Genomic DNA, 13,276 nt, shown 5'->3' on the forward strand with positions numbered 1-13,276 from the left:
CTATCGACGGTGGGGCGGCGCTTCAGGCTCTGTGCGACGGCATTCAGATCCCGCAGCACCCATTGGGAAGACACCGCCCCCATGAGCGCGGCGGCTTCAGCAGGATCGGTGGTCGCCGTGGATCCTTGCCGCGCATACAACTCCGGCGCGCAGGCGACGAACCCGGCCGCGGCAAACCGCCGGGCGACATCTCGGATGTGATCAGTCAGCCCCCACCACTCATGCAGGATGATCACCGCCGGGGCAGCACCCGCAGCCTGGGAGGGTTCTGCAAGAAACGACGGGATGGACGTGCCGTTGCCGACGACCTGGAGGGTTTCTGAGGCAACCACCGCCTACGCCCCCACGTCATTGAGCATCTGCTGCATCGGCCTGGCGAGGCACGTGAAGATCGGCGTGTCGCGAATGGTGTACTTGCTGCCTTTGGACTCGCGCAGCGCCATCACCAGATCCAAAAAGTCCTTGGGTTCGTTCGTCTCAAAGGCCACGACAAACTCCTGATCATCCAACCCGAAGGAATAGGTCGTGTGCAGCCGCACCGACGGGAATCTATTGCCGATCTTGATGTGCTCATCCATCATCGCCTGCCGCTCCTCCAGCGGCAGCAGGTACCAGTCGCGCGATTTCACAAACGGATAGACGAAGAGGTACTTATCGTTGGCCGGCGTGATGCATCGGCGTCTGTCTGCGTGATCAGGATCAAGTTTATCGACGTAGGTCGACCGCTTGGTCATCGATAAATAGGAGTACGGCACGGAGAGATAGCCGCCCATCGCTGTGCGCCCCACGGCCCCGGACATCTCCTGCAGCGGCTCCAACGTTGCCCCGACGCGCCAAATCATGAAATCCGCATCCGCCTTCATGCCGATCAAGGAGTACGTGCGCACCATCAGCTTTCTCGACCAGGTGTCCACCACGCCGGCCAACTCGTTGGCGTGCTTGCGTTTTGTCGACTGCGGCAGCCGCCGCCACTCCGGGCTGAGGTGAAAAAACCTGAAACTAACGAACTGCCGGATATCGGCTGCTTTTGCCGTCGACGCCTGAGGCTCTGTCACTGTCTGTGTCGTCATGCTCTCTATTTGCTATCTGCTATTTGCTATCTGCTTAAATCAATCGCTGGTAATTTTCTACCGGCAGTTTCCACACGGCGACACCGCAGAACCGATCCCCTTCCGGGCACACCGGACGCTCGCTCGCCTGCGATCGCACCCAGCAGGGGGCGGCGAGCCATTTGCCAATCTCGGGGAACTGCTGGGCCACTTGCAGTACTTCGTCGCGCGAGGCGTTCCAAATTTCTTCCTGAGCAGTATAGCAAAGCCGGTGCACCCACTTATGATGAAAATGCATCAAATCGCCGGACTCTTCGAACCGCACTGGAAACGCATTCGGCAGCAGATACAACGCGAACTCTTCTGAGACGCAAAGATTCAGCAGCTGATCGATCGCCTCCCACGTGCGCACCATGATCCGCTGGTAGGCCTCCTGGGCCTGGGGGCTGGCCGCAATCAGCGGCGGCGTGATGAAATCCGGCCGGCCGCTGATGAACTGCGCCGCAAGAATCGGCCGCGAAGCCGGCACCATGCGGTGGCGCTGATCTTGCGAATCTGCCGTGTGCGAGAGCTTCTTCTTAAACGTAAAGTGCGGATGCGCCATCGCGCGCGAGAGTTTGCTCATCGTGGTCAGTGTCAGCGCATCGCCCAGATACCGGTTGCGCGAGGGGTCCAGAATCAGCCGGATCGCCTTGGCATCGCCCAGCTGCTCGCGGGTCAGCCCCAGCATCGAGCGCACCGCTTGCGCCATGCTCTCTTGCGCGCGGGCGCTGTGATCGATGAGCTTGGAGGTACGGCCCTCCAGGGCTCGGTCGAACTCATCGAGAAACTGATTGGTGGCCCCATTTCGCCCCCGGCCATGGAAAAACTGGAAGCATTGGTACTCCAGCGTTTCGTCCATGGGGATGGGGTCTTCAGCCAGCGCCATGAAGGCCGGATCGATCTTCGAGACTTCTTCGACCATCCGCTGCACGACGAAGCGCTGCTCCAGCGGCGCATCAAATTGCTGGCACAGCCGCCAATAGCGATGCAGCGTGAGGCCGCTGATCGTATGATACAGATGCGCGTGGGTGGCCACCGGCAGCACGTAGCGGGCGATTTCCTGGCATCGTTTCTTGATGGCGCTAGCCCATTGCTTTTCTTCGACATTTCTCGACGGAAAGATACGTTGATACTCCTTGACCACCACTGGCTTGACCAGCTCGATGAGGGCGTGGTACGCATCCATCTGCTCATGGACGGTGGTAAGGTAGATCTCGCGCGCGCGATCTTCCAGCGGAGGAATCGTGAAATTCTCCGGCTTGACCTCGACATATCTCTGTGAAACTTGTTCGCTATTATAAAAAGGATGTGCGTGCAGAAATGACCAAATGAACTGGCGCGACACCTTCTCGAGGACGAACTGGAAGGTTGGATGCTGGATGGTGGTGTGATGGCCGGCTTTGTAGATGCTCTCGGCGATGCGATCCCGCTGCTCGCGCGACTTCTCGTCCTTGCCGACGTCGTCGCTGGAGATGACTTTCGAGGAATAACACGTCCGCGCCGTCGCAATCGCGAGATTGTACGGCTCCTGGAAATAGTTCTCCAGCCGCACAATCGGCTCGGGAGTGAGTGTGGTTTGGGTAACGGCGGTCATCGACGTGGAATACCGAATTATCTTACTCGCTTTAGGACTAGACTTCCAACACTTTGGGGGCTTGGGTGAGAACCTTGCAGCTATCAAGGGTGACGACCACCATGTCTTCGATGCGCATGCCGCCGGCATCCAGATAGTAGAGGCCTGGCTCGACGGTGACGACCATGCCGGCCTTAAGGATATCGGATTTGCCTGAAACGCGCGGCGGCTCATGGATCTCCAGACCCACCCCGTGGCCGGTGCCGTGGAAGAAGCCTTGCATCCGGCCATTTTGCTCACCGGTTTTAAAACCGAGAGAGTTGAAATATGCCATGATTTTGTCATGGACGAGTTTTCCGTCAACGCCGTCTTTGATGATTTTATAAGCAATCTCCTGCCCTTCTTTGACGGCTTCGAACATTTTTTTCACTTTATCCGAGGCCTTGCCCTTCACGACCGTCCGCGTGATGTCGGCGAAGTAGCGGCTGCGTGAATGCTGCGGAAACACATCCATCACAATCGGCTCATTCGCGCGCAGCGGGCCTGAGCCTTCGTTGTGCGGATCCACCGCCTGCACGCCAGGCGCGATGATCGTATGCTGGGCGACACAGTCGCGCTCCATCATCGTCAGGTGCATCGCCTTGCGCAGCAGCTCCACGGTCAGCGGTTTGCCGCCGATCCACAAGGCACCGTCGGATTTCACCTCGGAGTTGCCGATCAGCGCAATGGCGGAAGCCAGCGCATCCTCGGTCACACGCAGGCTCTCCGTCAGCAGCGCAATTTCTTCTTCGGACTTGACCATGCGCTCAGGAAAGAATGGATCGGCTTTTGGCTCGACGGTGAAGCCGCGTTTTCGCAGCGCATCGGCGTAGGCCAAGCCGAAATCCATCGGGACGTCGACCTGCGTGACCGAACGGCTCTTCAGCAATTCCCCAACAACATCCATCATGCTCGGCTCCTTGCCGAGCGCTTGCTTCGCCTGCTGGGCGAGCTTGGAGTACGAAAGGACTTCGTCGGCCTTGGACTGCGCTTTCGCGCGGTCGACCTCGAGGTCGCTCATGACGACGACGCGGTGGGAGTCAAACTGGGCAAAAATAAAGGGGTCGGGCGCGAGAAACCTGGTGGCGTAATAGAGGTTGGCGTTCTTCTCGCTGTCGGCGATGATCAGTTTGGCGGTGGCCATGATCGTCTAGGATAACACACCCCCGAGTCCGACTCTAGACAGAACTCGGCTCAATGCCTATAATGAAGCAACTTCGTGGAATTTTTCACAAGCTCCCAGACCATCCAATGAGTGAAGCGGTCTTTTTTTATCTCTTCACCATCCCGATGCTCTTGGCAGCGGCCTCGGTGATCATCAGCCGCCAGCCGATCTACAGCGTGCTCTCATTGCTCGTCGTCATGCTCTGCCTGGCGTCGCTGTTTGTCATGCTGCACGCCTACCTCGTCGCCGCACTCCAAGTGCTCCTCTATGCGGGCGCGGTCCTCGTCCTCTTTCTCTTCGTCCTCATGCTGCTCAACCTCGAGCGAGAGAGCCTCTCGCGCATGCGCGCCTTCACCCTCTGCACCGCCGGGACGATCGTGGCGCTCGCATTCTTGCTCAATGTCGTGCGCATCTTCTGGGCATCGCACCCAGGATCGGTGTTTCCAGCAACAGCCGCAGAAGGCACGGTGGAATCCATTGGACGATTATTATTCAGCCAGTACGTGCTGCCGTTTGAGCTCACCTCGTTTTTGATCTTGGCGGCGATCATCGGCGCCGTGACCCTCGCTCGTCAGGAACCCAAACGATGAACTGCGACACACGACCCATGACTCACGACACACGACAACAGATGTTTCGTTTGGTCATGTGTCATGGGTCGTGCGTCATGGGTCGCCGTTTCGTCCGTTAGCATGATTACTCTGACTCACTATCTGGTTACGAGCGCGCTCCTCTTTACGATCGGCCTTATCGGCATCGTCACGCGGCGCAATGTGCTAATGATCCTCCTCTCCATTGAGATCATGTTTAATGCGGCGAACCTGGCCTTCGTCGCGTACGCGCGAGCCTGGGGAGATCTCGGCGGCCACGTGGTCGTCTTCTTCGTCATCGCGGTCGCCGCCTCCGAGGTGACGGTCGGCCTGGCGATTGCGGTGCTGCTTGCGCGGCAACTGAAGACGCTCAATGCGGATGAGGTCAAGCTCTTGAAATGGTAGAGCCGTCGCTGGCCCCGATCCTCTCGTGGACCATCTTGCTCGCTCCGCTGTGCGCCGCGGGATTGATTTGGGCCTTTGCGATCCGCCGCAAGCGTCTGAGCGCAACACTGGCCATCGCAGGGTTGCTGATTGCCTTCGCCTGCGCTGGGATGCTGTTTCTCCATGCGCTGAAGATGCCGGCGGCCCTGCCGTTTGAAACCTCAGTCAACTGGATCGACCTGCCTGGATTCACCGTGCCGTTTGGCATCCTCATCGATCAGCTCTCGCTGCTCATGTCGCTCGTCGTGACCGGCGTGGGCAGCTGCATCTTCATGTATGCCACGGGATACATGCATGATGACTCGGCCTACAGCCGATTCTTCGGCGCGATGTCGCTGTTTGCCTTCTCGATGCTGACGATCGTGCTCTCAAACAACTGGATTCAGTTGTTCATTGGATGGGAGCTGGTCGGATTCTGCTCGTACCTGCTCATCGGCCACTGGTACGCCAAACCGTCGGCGGCTGACGCGGGCAAGAAGGCGTTCATGGTTAACCGCGTGGCGGATTTTGGATTCCTGCTCGGCATTCTGTGGCTGTGGGCCATCTCCAGCCCGCTGGCCTCAGAGCGCACGTTTCATTTTGCGACGCTGGAGCATCGGCTGCCGGCCCTCGCCCAGGCTGGCCTGATTCCCATGGCCATGCTGCCGTTCATCGGTCTGCTGCTCTTCTGCGGCCCGATGGGCAAGTCGGCGCAATTTCCGCTGCACGTCTGGCTGCCCGATGCGATGGAAGGCCCGACCCCGGTCTCAGCCCTCATTCATGCCGCCACGATGGTGGCGGCCGGCGTGTACCTCCTCTGCCGCGCCTTCTGGCTGTTTGAGGGCTTGCCATCGGTGATGACGGTGATCATGTGGGTGGGGGGCGCGACAGCGTTTTTGTCCGCGTGTCTGGCCCTTGTCGAAACCGACCTGAAACGGATCCTCGCCTACTCCACACTGAGCCAGCTTGGCTACATGGTGATGGCACTTGGCCTCGGCGGATCCACGGCCGGCATGTACCACCTGACCACTCACGCATTTTTTAAAGCCCTGCTGTTTTTGGCCGCGGGCAGCGTGATCCACGGCACGCACGAGCAGGATATCCGTAAGCTCGGCGGCTTGTGGCATTCCATGCGGTGGACCTCGCTGGCCTTTTTGATCGGGGGACTTACCCTTGCGGGTCTTCCTCCGTTTTCAGGGTTTTACAGCAAAGACGAAATTCTCGTCTTGGCGTTTGAGCGCAATACTCCGCTGTTCGCGCTGGCCACCGCCACCGCAGGGTTAACGGCGTTTTACATTGCCCGCGCATGGTTCGTGGCGTTCACCGGAAAGAGCCATCCCGCCTCCGGCGGGACAAGCGGCCATGCGCACGAGTCTCCAGCGGTCATGCTGATTCCGCTCGGCGTGCTGGCCGCCTTCTCCATCATCGCAGGCTATCTTGGCCTTCCTGCGTTTCTTGGTGAGCATGCCGAAGCCTTTCACTGGCTGGTGGCCGGCATTGCGCTGGCCGTCGCGGCGATCGGTCTGGTCTTGGCCTGGGTCGTCTATAGCAAGCAGTTCGTGACGTCGCAGCAACTGGTCCGCGCGCTCGCCCTGCCCTATTCATTTCTCGTCGACCGCTATCATATTGATGATGTCTACACGTGGTACGTTGAGAGCATCCAGCAGAAAGTGATCGCGGGGTTCTGCGCATGGTTCGAGCGGTTCGTCATTATTGGCGTTGCGGTCAACGGTACCGCATGGCTCGCGCAAAGCGCAGGCCGCGTGATGCGCCGCCTGCAAACCGGCACCGTGCAAACGTACGTCCTGGGATTTTTCATCGGCATCGTGATCCTCCTCTCCGCCTTCGTCCGTCAGTAATCCATGCCGCTCTCGCTCCTTATCCTCTTGGCTCCGACGATCGGCGCGCTGCTGCTCAGCGTCATGCCCGAAGACCGCCCTGCCCTGATCCGACGGATTGCCGTGGCCGCCACGGCGATCGCGCTTGTGGGCGCGCTCCTCGCCATCACCCGTTACAACACGACGATTGGCGGCTATCAGCACGAGACCATGATCCCCTGGATCCGAGCGCTTGGCATCGGCTTCCACTTGGGGGTTGATGGCATCAGCGTCGTCCTCGTGCTGTTGCATGCGATCTGCGCATTCACCGGTGTCTTGATTTCCTATGCGATCAAGCAACGCGTCAAAGAGTACTACATGTTTTACCTGCTGCTGATCACCGGCGTCTTCGGCGTGTTCCTCTCGCTCGACCTGTTCTTCTTCTACTTCTTCTACGAGATGGCGGTCATTCCGATGTATCCGCTGATCGGCATGTGGGGCAGCGATGTGAAGGAACAGGGTGCCGTGCGATTTTCCAAAGAGTACGCCGCGATGAAGCTGACGATTTACCTCACCCTGGGCGCAGTCGTGGCCCTGACCGGCTTGCTGTGGCTGTATGTCACCTCGGGCGCGAAGACGTTTGACCTGGTGGAATTGCAGCGCCATTTTTCGAGCGCGCCGCTGGCCCCCGCGCTCCAGCGCAGCATCTTCCCCTTGTTGGCGATCGGCTTCGGCGTCATCGCCCCGATGTGGCCGCTGCATAGCTGGTCGCCGATCGGCCATGCCGCGGCACCCTCCGCGGTGAGCATGCTGCACGCCGGGGTGCTCATGAAGCTCGGGTCCTACGCGATCATCCGCCTGGCGATCGGCCTACTGCCGCTGGGTGCGACGACCTGGCTGCCGTGGATCGCGGCGATTTGCGTGATGAACATCATCTACGGCGGCTTCGTGGCCATGGCCCAAAAAGATTTGAAACTGATCATTGGATATTCGTCGTCGAGCCATATGGGGTATGTGCTGTTAGGGATTGCCTGCCTTACCCCGCTCGCACTCAATGGCGCTGTCCTGCTCATGTTTGCGCACGGCCTCATGACCGCGCTCGCCTTCGCGCTCGTCGGCCACATCTATGACCAAACGCACACGCGATGGCTGCCCGACTTAGGCGGCCTCGGCCATCAGGTACCATTCATCGCGGTCTGCGGGGTGATGGCCGCGATGGCCTCAAGCGGGCTGCCGGGGTTTGCCAATTTCGTGGCGGAATTGCTAGTGTTTCTCGGAGGGTGGGACGAGTACCGCATCCCGGTGATCTTCGGCGTCTTCGGCGTGGTCATCACGGCGGTGTATATGCTGCGCTTTGTGCGGGGAACGTTTTTTGGGCCGCCGAAGCCAGTGTTTGCCGGACATGTCCGCGATGCGACGACGGCCTTTGCGCGCTTGCCGTATGTCGTCCTCATCGCCACTTTGCTCGTGGTCGGCTGTTGGCCTCAACCAATCCTTCGGATTATCGATACGAGCAGCCGAGCCTTGATTGAACAGGTCCTGCGCACCCCATGATGTCCTTCAGTCTTCTGGGCGTTGAACTCATTATCTGCCTCTGGATCGGCGTCATGCTGATCGCCGATCTCCTCCTGCCGCCTGCTAAAAAATCTTCGCTCTGGCTCCTCGCCCTCGCCGGTGTGGCCATCGCCGGTGGCGCGCTTTGGACGCAGTCGCAGCATGCCTTGTGGCGCGGCCTGCCTGCCGCGCTGGGCGCGGCGCAGGCAGGCGAAATCTTCCAAGACATGTTCATCGTCGATCCCTTTTCGTCGTATTTCAAAGCCTTGTTTTTGATCACGGCGGCGATCGTCATCCTCATGACCCGAGAATTCCAAGCGCATGTGCCGGCTCATCTGGGGGCGTTCTTCATGCTGCTCTTCACCGCCCTGCTCGGGACCTTAGTGCTCGCCTCGATCAATGACTTGCTGATACTCTTCCTCGGCTTGGAGCTCCTGACGTTTTCGCTCTACATCATGGCGGCGTATCTGAAAACTGATTCACGGTCTGTCGAAGCCGGAATGAAATACCTCATTCTCGGCTCTGTCTCCTCAGGGTTTCTTATTTACGGCATCGCCTTGCTCTACGGTTTTGCCGGCGGGACCAGTTTCACCGCGCTGCGAGCGGCGCTTGCTAACACCGCAGGGCCAGTGCCGCTGACGGCTCAAGCAGGGCTTGTGCTGCTGCTTGCCGGGCTCGGATTTAAGATCGCCGCGGTGCCGTTTCACTTGTGGGTGCCGGATGTCTACGAGGGAGCGCCCACTCCGGTCGTGGCGTTTTTGTCGGTGGGATCAAAGATGGCGGGGGTCATCGCGATGCTGCGCGTCCTCTACGGCGTGTGGCTCCCGCTGCACAGCCTGTGGGGGCCGATGGTCGCCCTCGTATCCGCGGCCACGATGCTCTACGGGAATCTGTGCGCCATTCCCCAAACGAACATCAAACGGCTGCTGGGCTATTCCTCCATCGGGCATGCCGGATATCTCCTCATGGGGTTATCCACCGGTTCCGTATTTGGCGTCAGCGCCGTCGCCTATTATCTCCTCGCGTTCTTGGTGAGCAATCTCACCGTCTTCTTCGTGGTTATTATCGTCTCAGAAGCCGTCGGGGGAGATCTGATTGAGCACTACCAGGGATTATCGACACGCTCGCCGGGACTCGCCGCCGCGATGTTCATTGGCCTGCTGTCGCTCGCCGGAGTCCCCCCGCTGGCAGGATTTGTCGGGAAGCTGTTCGTGCTCTTGGGGACGATGGAAACCGGCCGCTTGTGGCTCGTGGCTCTGGGTGCTGTGAATGTGGCGATTTCGCTGTATTACTATTTGATGATTGTGAAGCGGATGTACCTCGATGCGCCACGCTCAACCGCGCCGATCCGGGTGCATCCGCTGGCGATGGCAACGATCGGGGTACTCGTGGTGGGTATCGCGGCGATCGGCATCGTTCAAGAACCCTTCCTCACCCGCATTACCCACATTCCGTTCGCTGTCTTGCGGTAATTCAGCGCGCATCAGCGGCGCCTAGCCGACGTTTCTTCCTGCAGGTTCCTTAAAGATCTCCTTGAAGAAGGCTTTCATTTCTTCCCAGGATTGCTGATCAGCCTCAGCGTTATACGCCATGCCGGCAGAGGGATCATTGCCGGCTTCTCGAACCGTAAAACTATGCACCGCGCCTGGATATTGAATCACGCGATAATCCACTCCGGCTTGCTTCATCTCCTCTTCAAGGGCCGCCACGTTATCCTGCGTCACAAATGTATCATCCGCCCCGTGGAGCACGAGCACTTTGCCTTTGATCTGTTTCGCATCGGCAAGGTTCGGGGTATCCAGCGCTCCGTGAAAGCTGACCACGCCAAGAACATCTGCTCCGCTTCGGGCCAATTCCAACACGGTGGTCCCGCCGAAGCAGTAGCCGATGGCCGCGACTCGCGTTGGGTCAATGAATGGATGCTGCTTGAAAAAATCGAAGGCGGCGGTGATCCGTCGCCGCATCAGCTGCCGGTCGCTGCGATAGAGGCCGGAGAGCTTCGCCGCCTCTTCGTGATCCTTCGCCTGAACACCCTTGCCATACATATCGGCGGCAAACGCGATATAGCCCAGCTCCGCCAGTTGCTCGGCCCGGCGCTTGGCGTAGTCGCCGAGCCCCTTCCACTCATGCACGACCAGCACGCCGGGCCGCTGGCCCTTGAGGGCATCATCGTACGCGATGTAACCTTCCAACACGGCATCACCATCGTGATATTCCACCGTCTCCGTTTTCACCGCCGCCTGCGCATGAGGAGCAAGAGCCATGCTGAGGAAGATCACAGCCATCAAACGTTTCATGGTGCACATGCTCCTGTTGTGATTACGACGAAATTTTTCCGAAGAGATGGCGCAGCGCTGGTTCAAGAGTAGGATACCGAAACACATAGCCGGTGTCTAGGAGTCGGGCGGGCCGCACGCGAGCGCTGGAGAGCAGGACCTCCTCAGCCATCTGGCCCATCAATACGCGCAGGGCAAATGACGGCACAGGAACGATGGTTGGACGCGACAGCACGCGTCCAAGCGTTTTCGTAAATTCTCGATTGGTCACGGGATTCGGCGCGACAAGATTCACCGGTCCCTGCAGGGTTTCACGCGTGAGCGCGTGGAGCATCCCTCCAAGGATGTCATCGAGAGCAATCCAGCTCATGTATTGGCGCCCTGAGCCGAGTACCCCGCCAAGACCACACTGAAAAGGCGGCAGCATCAGCTTGAGCGCTCCACCGACCGGGCTCAGCACCACACCGATTCGCACATGCACCACGCGGATCCCCCGGCGTCTCGCAGGATCGGCTGCGGCCTCCCACTGGCGGCAGACTTCAGCCAAAAACCCCGAGCCCTGCGTGCTGTGCTCTTCCAATATCTCTTCACCACGATCACCATAAAAACCAATAGCTGAGGCCGTCACCAGAACCTTGGGAGGTTGAGACAGATGAGCCAACGCTTCACTCAGCCTGCGCGTTCCATGGGCTCGGCTGTCACGAATGCGCTGTTTCTTCTGCTCGGACCATCGGCCGATGATCGGCTCTCCGGCTAAATGGATGGCGCCTTCGACCCCTTCAAACCCCGAAACCTCAGGCGATCGGGGCACACGAACGACGGTATGCCCTTCAGCCGCCAGAGACGGGATGAGGGCAGATCCGATAAACCCTGTGGACCCTGAGACGGCGATTTTCATGTTGCAATATGGCAACGATACCACGGCAATGGATGGTTCGCAACAGCCGGAGGATATTAGATTGACGGAGCAATGTTGGTGCCGGGGGGAGGAGGCGGAGGCGTTGCGGGAAGCTGCGTAAACTCTTGAGGCGTGAGCTGGACGAATTTTTCAGGGGCGTCCCCGAATTTGCGAGTGCCGGGGTTGAGGAGCTCTTTGATGTCAATCCACATGCCATCGCGGGAGTAGGCGGCGATGTCATGGCGCTGCGTATCCATCCGGATCGCATCCTCCGGGCAGGCCTCAACGCAGTAGCCGCAATAGACGCACTTGCCCAGGTCGATGTCAAAACTCTTCGGCACTTTTTCCACGTTCGGGTCTGGGTGCTCGCCAGCCACGATGTAGATGCAGCGGGCCGGGCAGACCGTCTCGCACATCATGCAGGCCACACAGCGAGGCGTGCCGTCAGCGCGCTTTGTCAGACGATGGCGCGTGCGCAGCCGAGGCGAGGTCACCCGACGCTGATCCGGGTACTGGATCGTCACCGACGCTGGGATATTGCGGAAGAGCCCGACGCGATGCGCGATGTGCAGGCCGAGGTTTTGCCAAAAGTGACGGTTGGTGATCAGTAACCCTTGGGCGATGGCCGGCAAATAGGTGCGCTCCCACCAACTGAGCTTGCGGCGCTTGTGCGCATCGCGCAGCCGATGCAGTAATTGATGACTTAACGTCTCAGCCATTTTTACCTTAATACGATGATTACGCTCGTAACTGCGATATTGACTAACGAGAGGGGAAACAGAACCTTCCAGCCTAAGTGCATCAGCTGGTCATACCGAAATCGCGGCAGAGTCCATCGAATCAACATGAAGAACCAGATGAAACCTGAGACTTTGAGCGTCAACGACACGAGTCCGACGGCCACAAAGGCGAGATGCGGCACCGCCACGACCGCGCCCCACGGGAAATGGAACCCATCGGCGGCGAGCCACGGCGTTTGCCATCCGCCGAAAAACAGCACGGCGGTCAGCGCAGACACCAGCACGATTTCGACGAAGTCGGTCAAGAAAAACGCGCCGAACTTCATGCCGCTGTATTCGGTGAAGTAACCGATGATTTCCGGTTCGCCTTCCGGCAGATCAAACGGCACGCGCTTGGTTTCTGCTAAGGCGGCGGTGACAAAAATAATGAACGCCAACGGCTGCGTGATGATCCCCCATAAGGGAATCCATCCGCCGGCGACATGGCTGCCCTGCTTCAGGATGATCTGGTTCAGATCCAGCGTGCCATAGCAGATCACAACCCCGATGAGCGAAACGCCTAAGGCGATTTCATAGGCCAGCATTTGGGACGCCGCGCGCAACCCGCCGATCGTGGAGAAGTTGTTGCCCGACACCATGCCGGCGAGGATTACCCCGTAGATGCCGATGGAGGCGAGGGCCAGGACCACGAGCAGCCCGGCGTTGATGTTGGCGACTTGCAGCGGAATTTCTCGGCCCCACAGTTGCAGCGTCGGCCCGAGAGGAATCGCCGCAAAGGCTACGATGGCGAAAAAGACCGAGAGAAACGGGGCCAGCGTGTGGAGAAACTTATCTCCCCTCGCTGGAATGATATCTTCCTTGGAGATCATCTTCAGCACATCGGCCAGCGCGTTGATGATTCCTAAGCTGCCAAGCTTGCGGATGACCCAGTTGAGCGGCCCAAGCCACCGCCAGGTGAAGTAGGCCCGGTTCGCGCCCACGCGGTCTTGCATCAGCGCGCTTTGCTTGCGCTCCAGCCAGGTCTGCGCGCCGGCAAGATTCAGCACGCCGCCGAGCACGAGCAGACTGACAATCACTTTAATCCAAAAATCAATCCACATCGTTGGTCAC

General features: G+C 59.2%; 13 protein-coding genes. 5 read left to right on the forward strand and 8 right to left on the reverse strand.

Annotated features, from left to right (window positions below; translation table 11 throughout):
- The 4 genes from HY737_01360 to HY737_01375 all read right to left on the reverse strand — a co-directional run.
- Nucleotides 1–332: dienelactone hydrolase family protein (locus HY737_01360; protein MBI4597036.1), on the reverse strand; the 332-nt coding region annotated here is incomplete at its 3' end.
- Between the two features lie 3 nt (nucleotides 333–335).
- Nucleotides 336–1,070, reverse strand: coding sequence for a chlorite dismutase family protein (locus tag HY737_01365; protein ID MBI4597037.1), 735 nt, complete (start codon nucleotides 1,068–1,070; stop codon nucleotides 336–338).
- Between the two features lie 34 nt (nucleotides 1,071–1,104).
- Entirely contained in the window at nucleotides 1,105–2,685 is a 1,581-nt protein-coding gene (locus tag HY737_01370) for an FAD-dependent thymidylate synthase (GenBank protein ID MBI4597038.1), read from the reverse strand.
- Nucleotides 2,686–2,722: 37 nt separating this feature from the next.
- Nucleotides 2,723–3,847, reverse strand: coding sequence for an aminopeptidase P family protein (locus tag HY737_01375; protein ID MBI4597039.1), 1,125 nt, complete (start codon nucleotides 3,845–3,847; stop codon nucleotides 2,723–2,725).
- Between the two features lie 107 nt (nucleotides 3,848–3,954).
- On the opposite strand from HY737_01375, the gene HY737_01380 reads away from it, so the two are divergent.
- The 5 genes from HY737_01380 (at nucleotide 3,955) to HY737_01400 (ending at nucleotide 9,724) form a co-directional block, all read left to right on the forward strand.
- On the forward strand, nucleotides 3,955–4,458 hold the full coding sequence (locus HY737_01380) for an NADH-quinone oxidoreductase subunit J (protein ID MBI4597040.1): 504 nt from the start codon (nucleotides 3,955–3,957) through the stop codon (nucleotides 4,456–4,458).
- A 105-nt stretch (nucleotides 4,459–4,563) separates the two neighbouring features.
- Nucleotides 4,564–4,863: an NADH-quinone oxidoreductase subunit NuoK gene (nuoK, locus tag HY737_01385; protein MBI4597041.1), complete on the forward strand. Its 300-nt coding sequence runs from the start codon at nucleotides 4,564–4,566 to the stop codon at nucleotides 4,861–4,863.
- Nucleotides 4,857–6,740, forward strand: coding sequence for an NADH-quinone oxidoreductase subunit L (nuoL, locus tag HY737_01390; protein MBI4597042.1), 1,884 nt, complete (start codon nucleotides 4,857–4,859; stop codon nucleotides 6,738–6,740). The genes nuoK and nuoL overlap by 7 nt, the downstream gene beginning before the upstream one ends.
- Nucleotides 6,741–6,743: 3 nt before the next feature.
- Nucleotides 6,744–8,252: an NADH-quinone oxidoreductase subunit M gene (locus HY737_01395; protein ID MBI4597043.1), complete on the forward strand. Its 1,509-nt coding sequence runs from the start codon at nucleotides 6,744–6,746 to the stop codon at nucleotides 8,250–8,252.
- The gene (locus tag HY737_01400; GenBank protein MBI4597044.1) at nucleotides 8,249–9,724 is read left to right on the forward strand and encodes an NADH-quinone oxidoreductase subunit N; all 1,476 of its coding nucleotides are present in this window, start codon (nucleotides 8,249–8,251) and stop codon (nucleotides 9,722–9,724) included. The genes HY737_01395 and HY737_01400 overlap by 4 nt, the downstream gene beginning before the upstream one ends.
- Nucleotides 9,725–9,745: 21 nt before the next feature.
- Here the strand turns inward: HY737_01400 and HY737_01405 are convergent, their stop codons facing one another.
- The 4 genes from HY737_01405 to HY737_01420 are packed head-to-tail and all read right to left on the reverse strand — an operon-like array spanning nucleotide 9,746 to nucleotide 13,266.
- The gene (locus tag HY737_01405; GenBank protein MBI4597045.1) at nucleotides 9,746–10,549 is read right to left on the reverse strand and encodes a dienelactone hydrolase family protein; all 804 of its coding nucleotides are present in this window, start codon (nucleotides 10,547–10,549) and stop codon (nucleotides 9,746–9,748) included.
- Between the two features lie 22 nt (nucleotides 10,550–10,571).
- Nucleotides 10,572–11,426 (reverse strand): TIGR01777 family protein, encoded by an 855-nt coding sequence (locus HY737_01410; GenBank protein MBI4597046.1) that lies wholly within the window; start codon nucleotides 11,424–11,426, stop codon nucleotides 10,572–10,574.
- Between the two features lie 56 nt (nucleotides 11,427–11,482).
- Complete coding sequence (locus HY737_01415) at nucleotides 11,483–12,145, reverse strand: NADH-quinone oxidoreductase subunit I (GenBank protein ID MBI4597047.1); 663 nt, start codon at nucleotides 12,143–12,145, stop codon at nucleotides 11,483–11,485.
- A 2-nt stretch (nucleotides 12,146–12,147) separates the two neighbouring features.
- Complete coding sequence (locus HY737_01420) at nucleotides 12,148–13,266, reverse strand: NADH-quinone oxidoreductase subunit H (protein MBI4597048.1); 1,119 nt, start codon at nucleotides 13,264–13,266, stop codon at nucleotides 12,148–12,150.
- Nucleotides 13,267–13,276: the final 10 nt, after the last annotated feature.

The sequence above is a fragment of the Candidatus Omnitrophota bacterium genome (assembly GCA_016209275.1).
Classification (GTDB): domain Bacteria; phylum Omnitrophota; class Gorgyraeia; order Aquiviventales; family Aquiviventaceae; genus JACQWM01.

Bases quoted from the DNA above. Each gene is read 5' to 3' on its own strand.
- HY737_01365 (MBI4597037.1), bottom strand. From the start codon at position 1,070: ATGACGACACAGACAGTGACAGAGCCTCAGGCGTCGACGGCAAAAGCA.
- HY737_01370 (MBI4597038.1), bottom strand. From the start codon at position 2,685: ATGACCGCCGTTACCCAAACCACACTCACTCCCGAGCCGATTGTGCGG.
- HY737_01375 (MBI4597039.1), bottom strand. From the start codon at position 3,847: ATGGCCACCGCCAAACTGATCATCGCCGACAGCGAGAAGAACGCCAAC.
- HY737_01380 (MBI4597040.1), top strand. From the start codon at position 3,955: ATGAGTGAAGCGGTCTTTTTTTATCTCTTCACCATCCCGATGCTCTTG.
- nuoL (MBI4597042.1), top strand. From the start codon at position 4,857: ATGGTAGAGCCGTCGCTGGCCCCGATCCTCTCGTGGACCATCTTGCTC.
- HY737_01395 (MBI4597043.1), top strand. From the start codon at position 6,744: ATGCCGCTCTCGCTCCTTATCCTCTTGGCTCCGACGATCGGCGCGCTG.
- HY737_01400 (MBI4597044.1), top strand. From the start codon at position 8,249: ATGATGTCCTTCAGTCTTCTGGGCGTTGAACTCATTATCTGCCTCTGG.
- HY737_01405 (MBI4597045.1), bottom strand. From the start codon at position 10,549: ATGAAACGTTTGATGGCTGTGATCTTCCTCAGCATGGCTCTTGCTCCT.
- HY737_01410 (MBI4597046.1), bottom strand. From the start codon at position 11,426: ATGAAAATCGCCGTCTCAGGGTCCACAGGGTTTATCGGATCTGCCCTC.
- HY737_01415 (MBI4597047.1), bottom strand. From the start codon at position 12,145: ATGGCTGAGACGTTAAGTCATCAATTACTGCATCGGCTGCGCGATGCG.
- HY737_01420 (MBI4597048.1), bottom strand. From the start codon at position 13,266: ATGTGGATTGATTTTTGGATTAAAGTGATTGTCAGTCTGCTCGTGCTC.